General features: G+C 71.6%; 17 protein-coding genes. 4 read left to right on the top strand and 13 right to left on the bottom strand.

Translation table 11 applies throughout. The features are described 5' to 3' along the window. Positions 1–32: 32 nt before the first annotated feature. Genes ACZK5D_RS04225 through ACZK5D_RS04215 form a run of 3 tightly spaced genes read right to left on the bottom strand, consistent with a single transcriptional unit; the run spans position 33 to position 3386 of the window. Positions 33–875: a transglutaminase family protein gene (locus ACZK5D_RS04225; protein ID WP_458996288.1), complete on the bottom strand. Its 843-nt coding sequence runs from the start codon at positions 873–875 to the stop codon at positions 33–35. Positions 876–900: 25 nt separating this feature from the next. Further along, positions 901–1821, bottom strand: coding sequence for an alpha-E domain-containing protein (locus tag ACZK5D_RS04220; RefSeq protein WP_463664380.1), 921 nt, complete (start codon positions 1819–1821; stop codon positions 901–903). Further along, positions 1815–3386: a circularly permuted type 2 ATP-grasp protein gene (locus ACZK5D_RS04215; RefSeq protein WP_463664379.1), complete on the bottom strand. Its 1572-nt coding sequence runs from the start codon at positions 3384–3386 to the stop codon at positions 1815–1817. The genes ACZK5D_RS04220 and ACZK5D_RS04215 overlap by 7 nt, the downstream gene beginning before the upstream one ends. 92 nt (positions 3387–3478) lie before the next feature. Between ACZK5D_RS04215 and dapD the strand changes: the two genes are divergently transcribed. Then, positions 3479–4411: a 2,3,4,5-tetrahydropyridine-2,6-dicarboxylate N-succinyltransferase gene (gene dapD / locus ACZK5D_RS04210; protein ID WP_458996285.1), complete on the top strand. Its 933-nt coding sequence runs from the start codon at positions 3479–3481 to the stop codon at positions 4409–4411. Continuing rightward, positions 4411–5235, top strand: a complete 825-nt coding sequence (locus tag ACZK5D_RS04205; protein ID WP_463664378.1) for a hypothetical protein — start codon at positions 4411–4413, stop codon at positions 5233–5235. The genes dapD and ACZK5D_RS04205 overlap by 1 nt, the downstream gene beginning before the upstream one ends. An 18-nt stretch (positions 5236–5253) precedes the next feature. Here the strand turns inward: ACZK5D_RS04205 and ACZK5D_RS04200 are convergent, their stop codons facing one another. From ACZK5D_RS04200 to ACZK5D_RS04160, 9 genes are all read right to left on the bottom strand, one after another. Continuing rightward, the gene (locus tag ACZK5D_RS04200; protein ID WP_463664377.1) at positions 5254–7185 is read right to left on the bottom strand and encodes an ABC transporter ATP-binding protein; all 1932 of its coding nucleotides are present in this window, start codon (positions 7183–7185) and stop codon (positions 5254–5256) included. Continuing rightward, positions 7178–9034 carry an ABC transporter transmembrane domain-containing protein gene (locus tag ACZK5D_RS04195; protein WP_463664376.1) on the bottom strand — a complete coding sequence of 619 codons (1857 nt, stop codon included), beginning with the start codon at positions 9032–9034 and terminating at the stop codon, positions 7178–7180. Before ACZK5D_RS04195 ends, ACZK5D_RS04200 begins: the two co-directional genes overlap by 8 nt. Before the next feature lie 456 nt (positions 9035–9490). Then, entirely contained in the window at positions 9491–10588 is a 1098-nt protein-coding gene (gene dapC, locus ACZK5D_RS04190; RefSeq protein WP_463664375.1) for a succinyldiaminopimelate transaminase, read from the bottom strand. Beyond that, the gene (fdxA, locus tag ACZK5D_RS04185) at positions 10588–10908 is read right to left on the bottom strand and encodes a ferredoxin (protein WP_458996280.1); all 321 of its coding nucleotides are present in this window, start codon (positions 10906–10908) and stop codon (positions 10588–10590) included. Before fdxA ends, dapC begins: the two co-directional genes overlap by 1 nt. Before the next feature lie 103 nt (positions 10909–11011). After that, entirely contained in the window at positions 11012–12718 is a 1707-nt protein-coding gene (locus tag ACZK5D_RS04180) for a VanW family protein (RefSeq protein ID WP_463664374.1), read from the bottom strand. 77 nt (positions 12719–12795) lie between these two features. Continuing rightward, the gene (locus tag ACZK5D_RS04175) at positions 12796–14472 is read right to left on the bottom strand and encodes a S49 family peptidase (protein ID WP_463664373.1); all 1677 of its coding nucleotides are present in this window, start codon (positions 14470–14472) and stop codon (positions 12796–12798) included. Between the two features lie 75 nt (positions 14473–14547). Further along, on the bottom strand, positions 14548–16641 hold the full coding sequence (gene tkt, locus ACZK5D_RS04170; protein WP_463664536.1) for a transketolase: 2094 nt from the start codon (positions 16639–16641) through the stop codon (positions 14548–14550). Between the two features lie 103 nt (positions 16642–16744). Further along, on the bottom strand, positions 16745–17251 hold the full coding sequence (locus ACZK5D_RS04165; RefSeq protein WP_458996277.1) for a phosphoribosyltransferase: 507 nt from the start codon (positions 17249–17251) through the stop codon (positions 16745–16747). A 31-nt stretch (positions 17252–17282) separates the two neighbouring features. After that, entirely contained in the window at positions 17283–17774 is a 492-nt protein-coding gene (locus tag ACZK5D_RS04160) for a GNAT family N-acetyltransferase (RefSeq protein WP_458996276.1), read from the bottom strand. A gap of 52 nt (positions 17775–17826) precedes the next feature. Here ACZK5D_RS04160 and ACZK5D_RS04155 point away from each other — a divergent pair, with 52 nt between their 5' ends. Continuing rightward, positions 17827–18636, top strand: a complete 810-nt coding sequence (locus tag ACZK5D_RS04155) for an aldose epimerase family protein (protein WP_463664372.1) — start codon at positions 17827–17829, stop codon at positions 18634–18636. 47 nt (positions 18637–18683) lie between these two features. Here ACZK5D_RS04155 and ACZK5D_RS04150 read toward each other — a convergent pair whose 3' ends face one another. Beyond that, positions 18684–19088 (bottom strand): NUDIX hydrolase, encoded by a 405-nt coding sequence (locus ACZK5D_RS04150; RefSeq protein WP_463664371.1) that lies wholly within the window; start codon positions 19086–19088, stop codon positions 18684–18686. 52 nt (positions 19089–19140) lie between these two features. On the opposite strand from ACZK5D_RS04150, the gene ACZK5D_RS04145 reads away from it, so the two are divergent. Beyond that, on the top strand, positions 19141–19719 hold the full coding sequence (locus tag ACZK5D_RS04145) for an isochorismatase family protein (protein WP_463664370.1): 579 nt from the start codon (positions 19141–19143) through the stop codon (positions 19717–19719).

Raw genomic sequence — 19719 nt, 5'->3', positions numbered from 1 at the left:
CCGAGCCTAGTGCGCCCTCACGGCTGCTCCGGTCAGGTGAGGCGGGTCATCTCGACGGAGACGAACATCTCGGAGCCGCCTGAGCCGGTGTAGATGCCCATGAGGGGGGCCACGTCGGAGTAGTCGCGGCCGAAGCCCACCTCCACGTGCGAGCCGCGCGGCTCCGTCTGGTTGGTGGGGTCGAAGCCCAGCCATTCGCCGTCGTAGTACTGGATCCAGGCGTGGGACTCCCCCACCATCGGCACGCCGATCTCGGGGTCCGGCAGCTGGATCACGTAGCCGGAGACGTAGCGGGCGGGGATCCCGATGCAGCGCAGGGCGCCGAGCGTCAGGTGCGCGATGTCCTGGCAGACGCCGGCGCCGTGCTCCCAGACCTCGCTGGCCAGCGTGTGCACCTGGGTGACCCCGGGCACGTACGAGACGTGCTCGCGCAGCCTGCGGGTGAGCTCCACCACCGCCTCCCCCGGCGTGGCCGAGGTCCGCCGCACCTGCTCCGCGATCCGCACCACGTCGCGGTGGGGCCGCACGTAACTGGTCTGGGTGAGCAGCTCCACGTAGCGGTCCCGCAGGTCCGGATCCTCGAGCCCGGCCCACCCCAGCGGTTCCGCGTCGCGGGAGACGTCGTGGATCTCGACGGTGGAGGTCGCCACCACCTTGAGGTCCGAGTGCCGCTCGTGGATCTCGAACGCGACGACGGAGGTGCGCCAGTAGTCGCGGTAGGCGTGCGTCCATGCCACCGGCGTGATGTCGAGCCGCGACGACAGCACCAGCTGACGTCGGCTGGTGAGCGGGGTCATGCGCGCCTCGTTGAACGAGTCCGACGCGCCGCCGCCGTAGTTGTAGCCCGTGGTGTGCACGATGCGGTACTGGCTCATCGGAGGCCACCTCTCTGCTGGGTCGTCACCATGCTCCACCCACCCACTCGGCTGCCGCCGAGCCCTCGAAGTAGCGCGCCGAGATGGCCTGGGTGGCCTCGGAGCACACCACCTGGAGGCGGGCCATTTGATCCGTGAGGTCGAGGAGGATCTCCTCCGCGGGCAGGTACTCGAGGGTGGCGCGCGCCGCCCCCAGCAGCCTCGTCGCCGGGTCGTCGGGCCGGATGCGCTGGTTGCCCGGGCCGAGCAGGGTGAGCGAGTCCACCGCCGTGTTGAGGGTGTAGATGAGGGAGCGGGGGAAGAGCCGGTCCAGGATGAGGAACTCGGCCGCGTCGCGATCGGAGGCCAGCGCCCCGTAGCGCTGCACGAACGCGTGGTGCGCGCCGCAGCCGCTCAGCACGTGGTCCCAAGCGCGCGGGGAGTTGCCCACCAGCGACGGCGTGGCGAGCAGCCGCGACGTCATGTCGATGCGCTCGATGCTGCGGCCGAGCGTGAGGAACAGCCAGCCCTCGTCGTGGCTCATCGTGCCGTCGGCCAGGCCGGCGATGACGGCGCAGCGCTCGCGCACGAACTTGAACATCGACGCGGGCCGCATCCGCTGCAGGCGCCCCCCTCGCATGGCCAGCCAAGTGGTGTTGATCGACTCCCAGACCTCCGTCGACACCGTCTCACGCGCCCGACGGGCGGACTCGCGGGCGCTGCCGAGGGCGGCGAGGAAGCTGACTGGGGACTTCTCGTCGTAGCAGAGCTCCTGCAACACGTCCGGGTCGTCGCTCGCGGGCTCCTGCCCCATCAGCAGGATCAGGTCCCTGGCCGCCTGCGCCGGGTAGGCCCCGGGATCGTCGAGCCGCTGGTGGAGGTGGACCTCGACGATGCGGCAGGTGTCCTCGGCGCGCTCCAGGTAGCGGCCGATCCAGAACAGCGAATCCGCGATGCGGCTCAGCATGATGCCCCCTCCCCGCCCTGCTGTTGCTGCTGCTCGTGCTGATGCCGGATGACCCGGTTGAGGACCGGCTCCGACATCGGCACCGAGGTGGGCCGGGGTGGGGGCGCCGGGGGCATGGCCGGCGCGACGGGCCTACCCGAGGTGAGCACCCAGGTGTCCTTCGACCCGCCGCCCTGGGACGAGTTGACGATGAGCTCGCCCTCGGGGAGCGCGACGCGGGTGAGCCCTCCGGGGAGCACGAAGATGTTGTCGTTGCCGGAGTTGACCACGAAGGGGCGCAGGTCGACGTGACGGGGCTTGAGCGCGCCGTCGATCATGGTGGGCACCGTCGACAGCTGCACCACCGGCTGCGCGATCCAGCCGCGCGCGTCCTTGAGGATGAGGCGGCGCAGCTTGTCGAGCTCCTCCTGCGAGGCGCGGGGGCCGATCACGATTCCCTTGCCGCCCGAGCCGTCGACCGGCTTGACGACGAGCTCGGCGAGCCGGTCCAGCACCTCCTCGCGGGCCTCCGGCTCCTCCAACCGCCAGGTGTCCACGCTGGCGAGGATGGGCTCCTCCCCGAGGTAGAAGCGGATCAGGTCCGGGATGTAGGTGTAGACCAGCTTGTCGTCCGCCACCCCGTTGCCCACGGAGTTGGCGATGGTCACGTTGCCGGCCCTGGCCGCGTTGAGGAGCCCGGCGCAGCCGATGAGGGAGTCCGCCCGGAACACCGCCGGGTCGAGGAACTCGTCGTCGATCCGGCGGTAGATCACGTGCACGGGGCGCAGCCCGCGGGTGGTGCGCAGCGACACGTGGCCGCCGTGCGCCACGAGGTCGCGGCCCTCGACCAGCTCCACGCCCATCATCCGGGCCAGCATGGCGTGCTCGAAGTAGGCCGAGTTGTACACCCCGGGGGTGAGGACCACCACCGTGGGATCGGCGATGCTCGACGGCGCCGCCGCCCGCAGCGCCTTGAGCAGCTGCGAGGGATAGTCCTCGACGGGCCGGATGCGGTGCTTGCCCGCGATCTCGGGCAGCGCGGCGTTGAGCGCGCGACGGTTGGTCATCACGTACGACACGCCCGAGGGGCTGCGCACGTTGTCCTCCAGCACCCTGAACGCGCCGTCGTTGCCGCGCACCAGGTCGATGCCGGCGATGTGCACGCGCACCCCGTTGGGGGTGGTGAAGCCCGCCATGGCGCGGTGGAAGTGCGGCGACGACGCCACGACGTGCCTCGGGATCACGCCCTCGGCGAAGCAGCGGCCCTCGGTGTATACGTCGTCGAGGAACGCGTCCATGGCGCGCACCCGCTGCTTGCTGCCCGCCTCCACGTGGGCGAACTCGTCGGCCTGCATGATCCGCGGCACGATGTCCAGCGGAAAGGGCCGCTCCTCACCGCCGATGTCGAACGTGACGCCCTGGTCGATGTAGATGGTGCGCAGATACTCCGCCCGCGCCCGAACCTCGTCGATCCCCAACCGCTCCAGGCCCTCGGCGACGCTCCGCGCCGAGGCCCGGATCCCCTCGGGCCCGACCATCTCGTCGAAAGCCTCCCCCGGCGGGTAATCGTCGAACAGCGCACTCATGCGCACAGGCTATTGGGTCTCGGGGGCGGGAAGCGCACCTGGCACCGATCTGTAACGCGACCCTTACCTGGGCCGCCACTAGACTGGCCGCCATGACCAACGAGACCCGCACCGCCTGGGCCTGGGGCCTGGCCACCGTCCACACCACGGGCGCCGTGCTCGACACCTGGTATCCCGAGCCGCGGCTCGGCTCGGACGTGACCGACGAGCCGCCGTCGCTGCTGGTGGAGGCCCAGCAGGTCGACGAGATCCGGCAGGTGGAGTCCAAGGTGGTGCGCGTCGAGATCGATCTCGACGAGGCGCCTGAGTCGGTCGAGGACGCCTTCCTGCGCCTGCACCTGCTCAGCGCGCGGCTGGTCGCCCCGCACGGGCTGAACCTGACCGGCATCTTCGGGGTGCTGCCCAACAACGCGTGGACCACGCGCGGGCCCGTCCGGGTGGCAGACGTCAACCGGGTGCGGATGCTGCTGCACGCCCGCGGCGAGCAGCTCACCGTCTACGGGGTGGACAAGTTCCCCCGCATGGTGGACTACGTCACCCCCACCGGCGTGCGGATCGCGGACGCGGACCGGGTCCGGCTCGGCGCCCACCTCGCCGAGGGCACCACCGTCATGCACGAGGGTTTCGTCAACTTCAACGCCGGCACGCTCGGCACGTCGATGGTCGAGGGGCGCATCTCCTCCGGCGTCGTGGTCGCCGACGGCACCGACGTGGGCGGCGGCGCCTCGATCATGGGCACTCTCTCCGGCGGCGGCCAGGAGGTGATCAGCCTCGGTGAGCGGTGCCTGCTCGGCGCCAACTCCGGAGTGGGCATCTCGCTGGGTCACGACTGCGTGGTGGAGGCCGGCCTGTACATCACGGCCGGCACCAAGGTCACCCTGTCCGACGGCTCGGTGGTCAAGGCGCGGGAGCTGTCCGGCCAGGACGACCTGCTGTTCATGCGGGACTCGGTGAGCGGGGCGGTCCTCGCGCGCCACCGTCGGGGCTCGAAGGTCTCGCTCAACTCAGCGCTGCACGCCAACTGATGCGCCGAGGCCTCATCGCGGCCCTCCTCACGCTGGCGCTGCTCGCCGGCCTCGCGTTCGCCGGGTGGAAGGCGTACGAGTACGTGTACCAGCGCCTCACGCCCGAGCAGTGCACCGTCGTGATCGAGGGCGGCGCCACCGCGCTCTCGCCCGAGCAGGCTCGCAACGCCTCCATCATCGTGGCGGCCTCCGTCGAGCTCGGCCTCCCCGAGCGGGCGGCCGTGATCGCGCTCGCCACGGCCTACCAGGAGTCGGACCTGCGCAACCTCGACTACGGGGACCGGGACTCGCTGGGCCTCTTCCAACAGCGACCCTCATACGGCTGGGGCACCGAGGAGGAGATCATGGACCCGTGGTACTCCTCGGCCAGGTTCTACGAGGAACTGGTCAAGTTCAGCGGCTGGGAGACCGGCGACATCAACGACGTGGCCCAGCAGGTGCAGCGCAGCGGATTCCCGGAGGCGTACCGGCAGCACGTGGAGAAGGCGACGGGGGTGGCGGGCGCGCTGCGCGGGTCGCGGCCCGAGGGCATCGCCTGCCTGAGCTTCGAGGACTCCCCCACGCCGGATCCGACGGCGTTCGAGCGGGTCCTGGGGGCCCTGGGCGAAGCGGTGACCGTCTCGGGTGAGGGCGCCTCGTGGTCGGTCGCGGCCGCCGACGAGACCCAGCTGTGGTCCGCCGCTCAGCTGGCGATCGCCAACAGCTACGCCGCCGGCCTCACCTCCGTGGTCGTCGGGGACCGGGAGTGGACCGCCGCCGCCGGCGCCTGGCGCGATGCCGCGGAACCGGCCGCAGCCGGCTCCGCGGTCCTCACGCTCGGCTGAGCCGCGCCGTCGGCGGAGTCAGTTCCGCCAGGTGCGCCACAGGTCGGCGTACTGCCCGTCGAGCTCGAGGAGCTCGTGGTGGGACCCGATCTCGACGATGCGCCCGCCCTCGACCACCGCGATCCGGTCCGCGTCGTGGGCGGTGTGCAGGCGATGGGCGATCGCGATGACCGCCCTCCCGTCGAGCAGCGCCGCCATCGACCCCTCCAGGTGCCTGGCCGAGGACGGGTCGATCAGGGAGGTGGCCTCGTCGAGGACGAGGGTGTGCGGGTCGGCCACGATGAGCCGGGCCAGCGCCACCTGCTGCGCCTGGGCGGGCGTGAGCGGCGTCTTGCCGTGACCGAGCTCCGCGTGCAGCCCGCCCGGAAGCCGCGACACCCACCCCCACGCGTCGACCGCGCGCAGGGCCTGCTCCACCTCGTCGTCGGAGGCGGTGGTCTCGCGCGCGAGCACCACGTTGTCGCGGACCGAGCCGACGAACACGTGATGCTCCTGCGTGACCAGGGCCACCTCGGTGCGGAGCCGGTCCAGCGGGAGGTCCATGACGTCGACGCCACCGACGGTGACCTCGCCCACCCGGGGCCGGTTGATGCCGGCGACGAGCCGCCCGAGGGTCGACTTGCCGGACCCCGAGGGGCCGACGATGGCCAGGCGCTCCCCGGGCACGAGGTCCACGTCCACCCCGTGGAGCACGTCGACGCCCTCCCGGTAGCCGAACCGCAGGCCGCTGCCCGTGAGCTTGGCGCCCTCCGGCTGTCCGTCGCCCGGGGTGCGATCGTCCTCCACCTGGGCCACGCCGATGAGGCGCGCGGTCGAGACGATGCCGAGCTGCAGGTGATCCAGCACCGCGATGACGCGGTCCAGCGGCCCCTGCAGCTGCGAGACGTAGAGCGCCGCCGTCGTGATCTGGCCGATGGTGACCAACCCCTCCGCATGGCCCCAGGTGCCGAGCAGCACCACCCCCACGAGAGGCAGCTGGAACGACGAGTCGACCATGGCGAAGAGCATGTTGCGCAGCGTCATGGTGTAGCGCTCGGCCTGGGCGGACACCTCGGTGTCCTCGTCCAGTTGCGCCACCCGGAGGTCGCCGAGCGCGAGCGCCTCGACGGTGCGGGCGCCCTCCACGGTCTCCGTGGTGGTGGCGTTGATGACGGAGTAGGAGCGCGACTCGGTGATGTAACCCGCCGTCGCCCGCGACAGGTAGTAGCGCCCGCCCAGCCACATGACCACCGCAGTCAGGAGCATGGGCAGCGTCAGGAGCCACGAGTTGAGGACCATGGCCACCAGGGTGGCGCCGATGAGGACGATGGAGACGATGAGCGTCGGGAACGCCCAGCGCGCCGCCGTGGCCATCTTCGACACGTCCGAGGTGATCCGGGTGAGCAGGTCACCCGACCCGGAGGACTCCACGTGCCCGAGCGGCAGCCGGAGCACGATCCGCACCACCTCCTCGCGGGCGGCGGCGAGCAGGTCGTAGCCGAGGACGGCCGAGGCGCGCCGCGCGGCGAACGTGAGCAGGGCCTGCGCGAGGATCACGCCGGCGATGATCGCCACCAGAGCGGTGACACCGGAGAGGTCCAACTGCCCGCCGGTGACCCGGTCGATCAGCCGGCCCAGCATGAACGGCGCGACGAGCCCGGCGCCGGCCGCGCCGACGTTGAGCACCACGGCCCACGCCAGCAGGGCGCGGCGATGCCCCTCGAGCATCCGGCCCAGGAACCCGACCGCCTGGCCCGAGGTGGCCACGGGGAACCCGTGCTCGGGCGAGCGCGCGTCGGCGATCACGGCCCGGGCGGTCGCGGTGCGGATGTGGTGCCGCCTGGCCAGCGCGGCCAACCGGGCGCGCGGTCCCGCTCCGCGGGGCACGTCCAGGCCCTCCTGGAGCCGGGGCTCGGGGGGCTCGGTGCGCCAGGTTTCGGCGGAGGACTCCGCCAGCAGGTGTTCACTCATCGTCATCCTCCATGCCGCGCGCGATGACGCGGTGGTAGTCGGGGTGGGTGCGCAGCTCGTCGTGGCTGCCCCGGGCGACCTCCCGGCCCCCGGCCAGCACCGCGATCTCGTCGCAGTGGCGCAGCATCAGCGGCGACGCCGTCACCACGACGGTGGTCCGGCCGCGCCGGTGGGCGGCCAGACGCTCGGCGATCCGGGCCTCGGTGTGCGCGTCGACCGCGGACGTGGGCTCGACCAGGATCAGGGTCTCGGGATCGAGCACCAGAGTGCGGGCCAGGACGAGGCGCTGCCGCTGCCCTCCGGACAGGCCCCGACCCTTCTCGTCGATCCTGCCCTGCCATCCGCCGGGCATGGCGTCGTAGATGTCCTCGCCGGAGGCGACCACCAGCGCCCGCTCGGCCTGGTCGCGGGTATGGGTCCCCCACGGGTCGACGGCGGTCTGCAGCGTGCCGGAGAACAGCCCCGAGCCCGTGTGGGACACCACCACGCGGCGGCGCAGCTCGGCCATGTCGAGCTCGGAGTAGTCCACCCCGTCGGCGGTGACGCCCCACGGCCGGGACGCCAACTCGGCGTCGGCCGCGGCCTTGCGCGCCCGCTCGGCGATCCGTTCCCGCCGCGCGGCCTTCCGCGCCCGGCCGGTGAGCTCCTCGTCGTCGTCCGTCTCGACGGCGGACTCCGGCAGGTAGCGCCCCAGCCGGTCGGCCAGCGCCGCGGAGGCGTCCGGATCCGGCGACACGATGCCGAGCATCCGCCCGGGCCGCACCACCACCCCCGATGCCTCGTCGCGCAGGACCGGCCCGTCCCCGAGGGGCGCCCCGGTGGGCCTCCAGGGCACGTCCGCGCCCAGGAAGGAGAGCGTCTTCTGCGCCGCCACAAGGCCCTGCACCCACTTCTGTGCGAAGTCGAAGAAGGTCTGCATGGGCGTGGTGAGGAACACCGCGTAGCCGAAGAAGCTGATCAGCTGGCCCACGCTGAGGGTGCCCTCGTACATCTGGCGCGAGCCCAGGTACACGAGCGCGACCAGCAGCAGGCCCGAGAGCAGGATGCTGGTGGCCTCGACGACCGCCTGCCAGGTGCCGAGCCGCACGCCGAGGGCGCGCACCTTCTGGGACTGCCGCTCGTAGTTGCGGGCGAACGTCCGCTCCCCGCCGATCCCTCGCAGGATCCGCAGGCCGGTGGCGATGTCGGTGGCCATGGTGGTCAGCGACGAGCTCTCCGTGCGCTCGGCCGACTGCGCCCGGGTGAGCGGGCCCAGCACCGGCGTCGAGGCCAGTAGCAGCACCGGAGTGGCGACGAGCACCACGAGCCCCAGCGACGGGGAGGTGGTCATCATGAGGACCGACGCCAGCAGGAAGCTGACGGCAGACGCGATGACGTGCCCGAAGGAGTCGACGGTGGCGCCGAACTGGTCGCTGTCCGAGGACGCGACGCTCAGCACCTCGCCGGTGGGGACGCGCCGGTTGAGCACGTGCCCGAGGTGGACCGCCTGCCGCGACACCCGGCGCTGGACGCCGTAGATACCGAGCAGCCACATCCGCACCGCGAAGGTGTGGAACATGATTCCGCCGACCACGCCGACGACGATGACCAGCAGGAGCAGCGCGACCCACCCGAGGGTGGCCGCGGGGTCTCCGCTGACCACGCCGGCGTCGATCGCCCGGCCAAGGAGCCAGGGGGTCAGCGCGGCGGGGATCATCCACGACGAGGCGGCGAGCGTCATCGCGGGCACGACCCAGCCGTACGACCGCATCAGCCAGAAGAGGAACCGGCTGGGCGAACGCACGTCGGGGCGCGAGTCGGCGGGGATTGCGGGCGGGAAGTCGTACCGGCCGCGGGGCGATGCATGCATGGGGAGGTCCTGGAGGACGGCGTCGGGACGTCGACGCGGAAGATCAGAGGAAGGGGACGCTCAGGCGTCACGGGTGGGGCGGGGCCCCGGCGCGGCTCCGGTCAGGCGACGGCGAGAGCGCGCAGCCGACCGGTGGCAGCAGTGGTGATCAACATCTGCATGCACCTCCTCACGGTCGACGACAACCCGCCCACCTTAGGCACGCGGTATGCGCGGTGTCAACCCGGCCCCGTCGCCCTCCCTGCGGGAGGGAGTTGAGCCTGACACGCATCTCATTGCCCACACTTGAGCCTGACACGCATGTCATGACCCCCACTTGAGCCGGAAATCGACCTCAACCACCGAAAACAGCGTTGGAACGTTGAATTCCGCGACGAGGTCGATATCAGGCTCAACGCACCACACCGAGAGCCGTGTCAGGCTCAACGCACGGCGGCGGAGCCGCGCGACGGGGGGCTAGGCGGGGTGCGACAGGCGGGCGGCGGCCGCGGCGACGCGTTCGTCGGTGGCGGTGAGCGCGATGCGCACGTGGCGCGCGGCGGCCGCGCCGTAGAAGTCACCCGGAGCGGCGAGGATGCCGCGCTCAGCCAGCCAGTCGACGGTGTCGCGGCAGTCCTCGCCGCGCGTGGCCCACAGGTACAGCGAGCCCTCCGAGTGCTCGATCCGGAAGCCGGCCGCCTCGAGGGCGGGCTTGAGGAGGGCGCGGCGGGCGAGGTAGCGCTGCCGCTGCTCCTCGACGTGGGCCTGGTCCCCCAGCATGGCCACCATCGCGGCCTGGATGGGCGCCGGCACGATCATGCCGAGATGCTTGCGGGCCGCCACCAGGCGCTGGACGACGGCGGGATCCCCGGCGACGAACCCTCCACGGTAGCCGGCGGCGTTGGAGCGCTTGGACAGCGAGCCCACGACCAGCAGGCCCGTGGCGTCGCCGTCGTTGACCCTGGGGTCCAGCACGGAGAAGGGCTCGGCGTCCCAGGCGAACTCGCCGTAGCACTCGTCGCTGGCCAGCACCGCGCCCCACGTCCGCGCGGCGGCCACGAAGGCGCGCATCTCCTCCAGCCCGAGTATCCGGCCGGTGGGATTGGCCGGGGAGTTGATCCAGATCAACCGGGCGTCGGCCGGGATCCGGGAGGGGTCGTCGAGGGGCACGGCCCGCGCCTTCGCCGTCAGGGCACCCACCTCATAGGTGGGGTATGCGCATTCCGGGAACACGACGGCGTCCGAGGGCCCGAGGTCGAGCAGGGTGGGCAGCCACGCCACCAGTTCCTTCGTGCCGATCACCGGCATGACGCCCTCGTCCGGCAGGGCGACGGCGGCCCAGCGGCGCTCCAGATAACCCAGGATGGCGCGCCTGGTGGCGGGTGCGCCCCACACCGTGGGATAGCCGTGGGCGTCCGCCGCGGCGGCCAGCGCGTCGCGCGCCAACTGAGGCGTGGGGTCGACGGGCGTGCCGACAGAGAGATCGACGATGCCGTCGGGGTGGGCGGTGGCGACGCGCTTGGCGTCGCTCAGCGTGTCCCAGGGAAAGTCAGGCAGGCGGGCCCCGAGGCCCATCACTCGCCCTGGGGCGGGAGCGCCTCGACGATGGGGTGGTCCTTGTCGATCACGCCGAGCTTCGCCGCGCCACCGGGGGAGCCGATCTCGTCGAAGAACTGGACGTTGACGTCGTAGAACTTGGCCTGCTCCTCGGGCACGTCGTCCTCGTAGTAGATGGCCTCGACGGGGCACACGGGCTCACAGGCGCCGCAGTCCACGCACTCCTCGGGGTGGATGTAGAGCATGCGATTGCCCTCGTAGATGCAGTCCACCGGGCACTCCTCGACGCAGGCGCGGTCCTTCACATCGACACAGGGCAAACCGATGATGTACGTCACTTTTCACTCCTTCAAGGGCGGACGATGACAGCTTAGCGTGCCACGGCCCGCCGGGGCCCCGCCCGCGCGACCGGCTGGGCAGGGGGGATTCAGCCCGTGGCGATCAGCCGCCCGCGGCCGCGCACGTGATGGCATCCCCCGCGCTGTACTTCCAGCTGTAGTTCTCGCGCTTGACCACCTCGGAGCCCTGGTAGAAGAGCCGCTGCCAGGTGACAGTGAAGCCCTGGATGGGGGCCTGCGGCTCGCACGGGGTGTCCGTGACAACCCGCTCCGCGCCGCTGTAGAAGCCGGACTTCACCGGCTCCGTCGAGGTCACCTTGGTGTAGGTGCGCTGGGACCAGATCTTGAACGTGAGGCTTCCACGGCTGCCAGGCGTGGACTTCGTGATGATGCCCTGGATGATGGCCGGGTACTGCGTGTCGTTCCTGAACCGCATGTCCAGCGAGCCGTAGTAGATGGTGGACTCGCGGCCCGCCGGGTACCGGTCGAAGTAGAGGCTGTGGGGCTTGTGCTCGATGTCCTCGTAGCCGGCGAAGAACCCGGCGTTGTACAGCGTCGTGGCGGCCTGCGAGATGCCGCCGCCCGCCTCCTTGACGAGCCGGCCGCCGTTGATGACGTAGCCGTCGACGTACCCGTTGGCGGCGGTGCGCGGGCCGAGCGTGTCGTTGAGGGAGAAGATCTCGCCGGGGAGGAGCACGGTGCCGTTGACCGACGACGCGGCCCGGCCGAGGTTCGTGTTGCGGTAGGCGGCGTGCGGGAAGCGGGTGGTGAACTCCCCGATCACCTCCTTCGGCGCGGCCGCCTGGGCCTCGGCGGTGGTGAACTCGGGCTCCTGGGTGGTCACGGTCACGGGGACGGTGCGGGCCGCGCCCGTCGCGGTGGCCGCGGTCTTCACGGTCTCGACGAAGGCCTCCGGATCCAGCACCTCGCCGGTCACCGAGGGAACCACGACCGGGACCCCGGTGGCGAAGCTGTAGCCGGCGTCCTTCGGGGGGTTGAGGCCGAGGGCCTCCTGCGCGCCTTCCGCGACGGCGGACAGCGCGTCGGCGTCGATGACCGGCGCGAGCTTCCCGTCGGTCACCGAGAAGGTGGTGACCCCCGCGATGGTGGCTGGCGCGATGTCCATGCTGGCGGCCTTGTAGGTGAGCGTGACCGGCCCGCTGAGGATGGGGGTGGCGTACGCGGTGACGGCCTCGTCCACCATGGCGTCGGTCACCGCGGGCGGCTCGTTCCGGGTGGCGGCCTGGGCAGAGTCCTCCCCCGCCAGGAAGGCCGTCTCGACCGCGTCCACCGTGGCGTCCACGTTCAGTTGCTGGGCGTCCACCGCCGCGGTGCGAGCGATCTGGCCGTCCGTGAACGCGAGCGTGGCGTCCACGCCCTCCACGGCGAAGTTGTCCGCCACCGCCTCGACGGCGTCCGTCAGGGCGGCCTCGTCGACCGTGCGCACCAGCGCCACGTCCTCACCCCCGACGAGGTTGCGGGCGATGTCCGCGGGGTTCCAGCTGTAGCCGCCGCCCGCCGCGCGGACGGTGGCCTCGAAGTCCGTGCTGAGGCCGCTCTCGGCGGCCGGCAGCGGGACGGCGACCGACCCGGAGCTCAGCATGAGGGGTGCGGCGGCCTCGTCCGCGAACTGGGTGCGGAGCGTCTCGACGGCCTCATCCGGGGACAGGCCGCCGATCGCGAACCCCTCCACCGAGGCCTGAGCCGGCAGTTGGCTGCCCGCGACGAAGTAGGAGGCGACGTAGCCGCCCCCCACCAGCACCACGGCCCCGACTCCGACGCCGATCGCGATCTTCGCAGACTTCTTCACATTCACCCCTCAGCGGCCAACGCCGCACAGCGACCTCAATGGTACGAAACGCCGACGACGCCCCCAAATGCCGGCGCTCAGCGCACCCGCAGCGACCAGGGCAGGCTGAGCACGCCGTGGCCGCGCAGGCCCACCCGTGCCGCGAGCCCCGCCAGGACGGACTCGCCGTCCGGCAGACCGACGCCGCCGGCGGAGGTCTCGCTGGACGTGGCGGGCCTGATCAGCGCAAGCACCCCCGAATCCCCCTGGTGGGCCAGCTTGACGTCATTGGGATCCAGCCCCGCGAGCGCGCACGCGCGCTCCACCGCGACCCGCCGGCCCCCGATGTGGTCCACGAGCCCGCGGTCCTTGGCATCGGCACCCGTCCAGACCCGCCCTCGGGCGAGGGCCTCCAGCTGCGCGTACTCCATGCCCCGGTCCTGCGCGGCGAAGGTGGTGAAGTCCAGGTAGACCCGGTCCAGCCAGGCGTCGAGGCGCGCCCAGTCCTCGTCGGAGAACCGCGAGGCGTCCGACAGGAAGGATGCTCTCTCCCCGATGGGGATGGCCTCGCGGATGAGTCCGAGCTTGTCGTAGAGCCCCTGGGTGACCATCTTGCCGCCCAGGACGCCGATGGAGCCGGTGAGCGTGGCGGCGTGGGCGACGATCTCATCGGCCGGCATGGCCACGTAGTAGCCGCCCGAGGCCGCGACATGGCCCATCTGCGCCACCACCGGCTTGCCTGACTCGCGCAGCCGCAGGACGGAGCGCCTGATGAAGTCCGAGGCGACGGCCGACCCGCCCGGCGACTCGACGTCGAGGATCACGGCCCTCACGTCGTCGTCGCGCAGCGCGGCGCGGAGGTGCTCGTCGACGACGTCCGCCCCGGCCTGCTCGCCGCCCATGGGGCTGCGCTGACCGCGACCGGTCACGATGGCGCCGCGGACGGAGACCACCGCGACCTTCGCCTGCCCCCGCTGCAGCTTCCGCTTCAGCGCGGCCTTCGAGGTGTAGCGCTGCGCGAACAGCAGATGCTCGGGCCGCGCGTCCCATGCCTCCAGGGTCTCGGCGTAGGCCTCGTCGCGGTAGCCGATCCTGTCGATCAGTCCGAGCTCGAGCGCGCGCTCGGGCGTGACCGGCGCCCCGTTGACGCCCTCCCACACCTGCTCGGCCGACAGCCCTCGACGGCGCGCGACGGCCTCGACGATCCCGTCCACCAGCGACTGGCCCAGGCGCGTCATCATCTCGCGGTTGGCCTCGGTGACGTGATCTGCCGCATAGCTGTCCGCGGCGGTCTTGTACTCGTGGCGCTGCCCGAACTGCGGCTCCACGCCCACCTTCTCCAGCAGCCCACGCAGCAGCGTGATGTTGAGCTCGACTCCCCCGATGCTCAACATGCCCGTGGGCTGCACCCAGATCTGGTCCGCCGCGACGGCGAGGCGGTAGGCCGCGAGGCCGCCGGACAGCTCCCCGAAGGACTCGGCCCAGGCCATGGTCTGCTTCTTCTGCCCGAACGTCTCGACCAGGCCGGCGATCTCCTCGATGTGGGCCAGGAGGGTCTGCGACGGTACGGAGTGCACGATGAGGCCGACGACGCGGGGGTCATCGGCCGCGTCCGCGAGATGCTGGCGGAGCGCCCCGAGGGTGGCGCTGTTGATCAGCTGGATCGCCTGGACGGGGTTGGTGGGCCTGGCCACGAGCACCCCGCGGGCCATGTCGAGTTCCAGCACGATCGGCTTGTCACCGACGAGATTGCCCACCACATCCTTGATGCCCATGCCGCCCAGCATAGACGCCGCCGGCGGCGCCCCCTCGGATGAGGAAACGCCGCCGGCAAGCGGTGGAGGTGCGGCTCAGAGGACCGACTTCGCGGTGGCCACGACGTTGGCCACGGTGAAGCCGAACTCCTCGAAGCACTTGTTGCCCGACGCCGACGCGCCGAAGTGCTCGATGCTGACCGAGGCACCCTTGGCGCCGAGGTACTTGGACCACCCCATGGCGATGCCGGCCTCGATGCTCACGCGGGCCGTGACGGCCGCGGGCAGGACGGACTCCTTGTACTCGGCCGTCTGCTCGTCGAACCACTCCTGGCAGGGCACGGAGACCACGCGGGTGGCGATGCCCTCGGCCTGCAGCGCCTCCTGCGAGGCCAGCGCCAGCTCCACCTCGGAGCCGGAGGCCAGCAGGATCACGGCCACCTCACCGTCGGCCTCGCTCACCACGTACGCGCCGTTGGCGACGCCCTCCGCGGAGGCGAACTTCTCGCCGCGCGGGATGGTGCGCAGGTCCTGGCGGGACAGGATGATGCCGGCCGGGCGGTCCGAGCGGCGCAGGATCTCGCCCCACGCGACGGAGGTCTCGTTGGCGTCCGACGGGCGGACGACGTCGAGGCCGGGGATGGCGCGCAGCGAGGCGAGGTGCTCGATGGGCTGGTGGGTGGGGCCGTCCTCGCCGACGCCGACCGAGTCGTGGCTCCACACGAACACCGTGGGGACGCCCATGATGGAGGCGAGGCGCACGGCCGGGCGCATGTAGTCGGCGAAGACCAGGAAGGTGCCGCCGTAGGCGCGGGTGAGGCCGGAGAGGTTGATGCCGTTGAGGATGCCGCCCATGGCGTGCTCGCGGATGCCGAAGTGCAGCGTGCGGCCGTAGGGGTTGCCGGGCCAGTCGTGCGTGACGCGCTCCTCGGGGAGGAAGCTGGGCTCGCCCTTCATCGTCGTGTTGTTGGAGCCGGCCAGGTCCGCGGAGCCGCCCCACAGCTCGGGGAGCTGGGACGCGAGCGCGGAGAGCACCTCACCGGAGGCGGCGCGGGTGGACTTCTTGCCCTCCTCGAACACCGGCAGGCTCAGGTCCTCGGGAAGCTTGCGGGCCGCGGCGCGCTCCAGCAGCGCCACGCGCTCCGGGTTGGCGGCCGCCCAGGCGGCGTACTTCTCGTCCCAGGCGGCGCGGGCCGCGCGGCCGCGCTCGGCAGCGTTGGCACGGGCGCGGTCCACGACGGCCTGGTCCACCGCGAAGGGCTCCTGCGGGAACTTCAGTGCGTCCTTGAGGGCGGCGATCTCGTCGGCGCCGATCTTGGAGCCGTGCACGGCGTGCATGCCCTGCTTGTTGGGCAGCGGCCAGCCGATGACGGTGGTGAGCTTGATGAAGCTGGGCTTGTCCGTGACGGCCTTCGCGGCCTCGATGGCCGCGTACAGGGCGTCCATGTCCTCGCGGTACTCGGTGCCGCCGTTGGTCCAGTCCACGCTCTGCACGTGCCAGCCGTAGGCCTCGTAGCGGGCGTTGACGTCCTCGGTGAACGAGATGTCGGTCTCACCCTCGATGGTGATGCGGTTGTCGTCGTAGATGAGGGTCAGGTTGCCCAGGTTCTGCGTGGCGGCCAGGGAGGAGGCCTCGGACGAGACGCCCTCCTGCAGGCAGCCGTCGCCCGCGATCACGTAGATCTGGCGGTCGAACACCGACTCGCCGACGGGGGCCTCCGGGTCGAAGAGGCCGCGCTCGCGGCGGGCGGCCATGGCCATGCCGACGGCGTTCGAGATGCCGGCGCCGAGGGGGCCGGTGGTGCACTCCACGAACTTGGTGTGGTGGTACTCGGGGTGGCCGGGCGTCTTGGAGCCCCACGTGCGCAGCGCCTTCAGGTCCTCGAGTTCAAGCCCGAGGCCGCCCAGGTAGAGCTGCGTGTACTGCGTCAGCGACGCGTGACCCGCCGACAGCACGAACCTGTCGCGGCCGAGCCAGAGGTCGTCGGTGGGATCGGTGTTCATCACCTTCTGGTACAGAAGGTAGGCCACCGGCGCGAGCGAGATGGGCGTACCGGGGTGTCCGTTGCCAACCTTCTCGACTGCGTCGGCGGCGAGGATGCGGGCGGTGTCGACGGCTCGGGAGTCCTGTTCGGTCCACTCAAGGGTCACGTTTTCAGTTCCTAACTGTGATCTGCGACGAGCGGGCATGGCCGCGGCGCCGATGTGCAGGATCACAATATCCTGTGCCCTTCCCCGGATCGCGGCGGTTCCCACCTGTTGCCGTGGGTCCACGCCGAGGTTGGGCAGATGCTCAGCGCTGGGCGGCCGTGAGGGGCGGATCGGCGGACCAGGGGAAGACGATCCACTCGTCGGTGCGCTTCCAGACGAAGTCGGGATCGACGAGGGTGCGCGACTTCGCGAAGAGCACGGCGCTGCGCACGTCCGCCCCGAAGCCGCGCAGCAGCTTGATCACCAGCCCCAGGGTGCGGCCGGAGTCCGCCACGTCGTCGACGACGAGGATCCGCTTGCCGGCGATGGACTCGGTGTCCATCATCGGCGCCAGCAGGATGGGGTCCGGCAGTGTCTGCTCCACGTCGGTGTAGAACTCCACGTTGATGACGTCGGTCAGCTTGACGCCCAGGGCGTAGGTGAGGCCGCCCGCAACGGGCATGCCGCCCCGCGCGACCGCCACGATGATCGACGGTTCGAACCCGGACTCCGCGACGAGGCCGGCCAGCTCGCGCTGCGCCGCCCCGAACCCCTCCCACGTCAGTATCTCCTTGTGGGTCAGATCGCTCGCGTCAGCGTGGAAAGCCATGACGACATGCTAGTGGCCGCGCGGTGCGCGGTCACAGCAGCTGGGTCATGAACACCACGTCGAGCCACCGGTCGAACTTCCGACCCACCTCCGGCAGGCGCCCCGACTCGACGAAGCCCAGCTTGCGGTGGAACGCCAGCGAGTCCTCGTTGGCGCCGTCGACGACGCCCACCATCACGTGCACGCCCCTTCCCCTCGCGTAGTCCAGGAGGGCCAGCATGAGCATCCGCCCGCCGCCCGCGGCGCGGCGGCCCGATCGGATGTAGACGCTGTGTTCGACCGTGTGCGCGTAGCCGGCCAGGGGGCGGAACGGGCCGTAGCTGGCGTAGCCGATGACCTCGCCGTCGTCCTCGAGCACGAGGACCGGAAAGTCCGCGCCGGTGAGCCGCTCGAACCACGCCCGTCGGTCGGCCACGGTCACGGGTTCCAGCGCGTAGGAGGCCGTGGTGCCCACGCCTGCCTCGTTGAAGATGTCGGTGATGGCCGGCAGGTCTCGGCTCTGGGCGGGACGGATGGTCGGCATGGTGCCATCGTATGGGCTGCTGGGCGGGTGTCGCGGGGGTAGCGTGACGGGCATGACCATTCACGAGCTGCACGGCACCTGGGGGCGGGGGCGCGTCGCGGAGCTGGGCGCCTGCGTGCTGTCCTGGGAGCCGGCCGGCCACGGCGAGGTGCTGTGGATGTCCGGAGAGGCCCGGTTGAGTGTCGGGCACATGTGGCAGGGCGGGATCCCGGTGTGCGCGCCGTGGTTCGGGACGGGCCGCGCGGGGGCCGACGTGCCGTTCAGCCACGGCCTGGTGGCACGCGTGCCCTGGGCTCTGGACCTGCTGGAGCAGAGCGACGACGGGGCCCGGGTGGTGCTCACGCTGGACTCCCCCGGCGTCGCGCACCTGCCCGGGGCCGAGCTCTACCCGCCGGATCTCGCGTACCGCCTGGACGTGCGGATGAGCCGGGAGCGGCTCACCGTCGAGCTCACCGTGGCCAGCCCGACGCGCGACGTCGTCGTGGACTGCGCGCTGCACCCGTACTTCGCGGTCGACGCCCGAGGCGCGTCGGTAACGGGCCTGGAGGGAGTGCCGTTCCGCGACTTCGCCGTCGACGCGGCCGTGGCGGTGGAGGACGTGCCCGTCCCGGTCGGGCGGCACCTGGACCGCGTCTACTCGGGCGCTCCTGACCTGACCCTGCGGGACCCGGTGCGCAGCATCGCGCTCTCCGCCGACGGCGCGGCCAGCGTGATCGTGTGGAACCCGGGCCCCGGTGGCCGCGAGGTCGCCAGCGGGGAGTGGACCGCGTTCGCCTGCGTGGAGTACGGCTGCGTGCAGGACAACGCGGTGAACATCCCCGCGGGCGGTACCCACACGGTCGCGATGCACGTCGAGGTGTGAGCAGAGCCAGGCAGGTTCGGGGTCCTCGGCGTTCAGTTCCACGTCAGCTACAGCAGCGGCGCGATCTCCCCCGTGTAGAGCGGGGCGAGCGTCGGATCCGTCCCCCCGAGTGCCTCGGCGGCCGATGACCAGCGCACAGCGTCGATCTCGGCCGCGGGATGCACGGGGCCGACGACGGCCTCGGGCCAGGCGAAGACGTGCGCCACCACGGTGTGGTCCGGCTCGTTGGCCGCGGCCGCCTCGAACAGCCCCAACGGCACCAGACGCCGGTGATCCAGGTCGAGGCCCAGCTCCTCGCGGACCTCGCGGGCGCCGCACTGCTCAGGCGTCTCCCCCTCCTCGGGCTTGCCCCCGGGGTTCATCCACATCGTCGTGCCGCGCTTGCGCACGAGCAGCACGTTGCCGGAGGGGTCGCGGAGCACCACCGCCGTCACGTGGATGCGTCGCTCCATGCGCGTGAGGCTACCGCGTTAGGCTGGCTGGACCGAAGCGGGAGGGATCGACGTGACCAGGGCTCTGATCGTTGTGGACGTGCAGGTGGACTTCTGTGAGGGGGGCGCGCTCGGAGTGGAGGGCGGCAACGCGGTGGCCGAGGCGGTGGCGGCGCTGCTGGCCGGGGATCACGGGTACCGCCGGGTGGTGGCCACGCGCGACCACCACATCGATCCTGGGGCACACTTCTCCGACACCCCCGACTTCGTGGACAGCTGGCCGCCCCACTGCGTGGTGGGCACCCCCGGGCAGGAGCTCCACCCGGCGCTGCGGGAGTTCGGCTTCGACGCCGTGTTCGACAAGGGCTCCTTCGCCGCCGCGTACTCAGGGTTCGAGGGCACCGTGGGGGGTGGGGACGACGGGACCGGTCTGGCGCAGTGGCTGGGCGAGCACGGCATCACGCACGTGGACGTGTGCGGCATCGCAACCGACTACTGCGTGCGGGCCACCGCGATCGACGCGGCGCGCGAGGGCTTCGAGACCCGCGTGCTCGGCGGCCTCGTGGCCGCCGTTCACCCGGCGGGCACCTCTCGGGTCGTCGAGGAGCTCGCCGGGGAACGCGTCGCCTGGGTGGACGGCGGTCAGAGCTGA

The organism is Tessaracoccus yangjingae, assembly GCF_055326235.1.
This window is presented reverse-complemented; position numbering and strand designations above follow the sequence as displayed.

Excerpts from the sequence above, each read along its gene's own strand:
- ACZK5D_RS04225 (WP_458996288.1), bottom strand. The coding sequence starts at position 875 with ATGAGCCAGTACCGCATCGTGCACACCACGGGCTACAACTACGGCGGC.
- ACZK5D_RS04220 (WP_463664380.1), bottom strand. The coding sequence starts at position 1,821 with ATGCTGAGCCGCATCGCGGATTCGCTGTTCTGGATCGGCCGCTACCTG.
- ACZK5D_RS04215 (WP_463664379.1), bottom strand. The coding sequence starts at position 3,386 with ATGAGTGCGCTGTTCGACGATTACCCGCCGGGGGAGGCTTTCGACGAG.
- dapD (WP_458996285.1), top strand. The coding sequence starts at position 3,479 with ATGACCAACGAGACCCGCACCGCCTGGGCCTGGGGCCTGGCCACCGTC.
- ACZK5D_RS04205 (WP_463664378.1), top strand. The coding sequence starts at position 4,411 with ATGCGCCGAGGCCTCATCGCGGCCCTCCTCACGCTGGCGCTGCTCGCC.
- ACZK5D_RS04200 (WP_463664377.1), bottom strand. The coding sequence starts at position 7,185 with ATGAGTGAACACCTGCTGGCGGAGTCCTCCGCCGAAACCTGGCGCACC.
- ACZK5D_RS04195 (WP_463664376.1), bottom strand. The coding sequence starts at position 9,034 with ATGCATGCATCGCCCCGCGGCCGGTACGACTTCCCGCCCGCAATCCCC.
- dapC (WP_463664375.1), bottom strand. The coding sequence starts at position 10,588 with ATGGGCCTCGGGGCCCGCCTGCCTGACTTTCCCTGGGACACGCTGAGC.
- ACZK5D_RS04175 (WP_463664373.1), bottom strand. The coding sequence starts at position 14,472 with ATGGGCATCAAGGATGTGGTGGGCAATCTCGTCGGTGACAAGCCGATC.
- tkt (WP_463664536.1), bottom strand. The coding sequence starts at position 16,641 with ATGCCCGCTCGTCGCAGATCACAGTTAGGAACTGAAAACGTGACCCTT.
- ACZK5D_RS04165 (WP_458996277.1), bottom strand. The coding sequence starts at position 17,251 with ATGGCTTTCCACGCTGACGCGAGCGATCTGACCCACAAGGAGATACTG.
- ACZK5D_RS04160 (WP_458996276.1), bottom strand. The coding sequence starts at position 17,774 with ATGCCGACCATCCGTCCCGCCCAGAGCCGAGACCTGCCGGCCATCACC.
- ACZK5D_RS04155 (WP_463664372.1), top strand. The coding sequence starts at position 17,827 with ATGACCATTCACGAGCTGCACGGCACCTGGGGGCGGGGGCGCGTCGCG.
- ACZK5D_RS04150 (WP_463664371.1), bottom strand. The coding sequence starts at position 19,088 with ATGGAGCGACGCATCCACGTGACGGCGGTGGTGCTCCGCGACCCCTCC.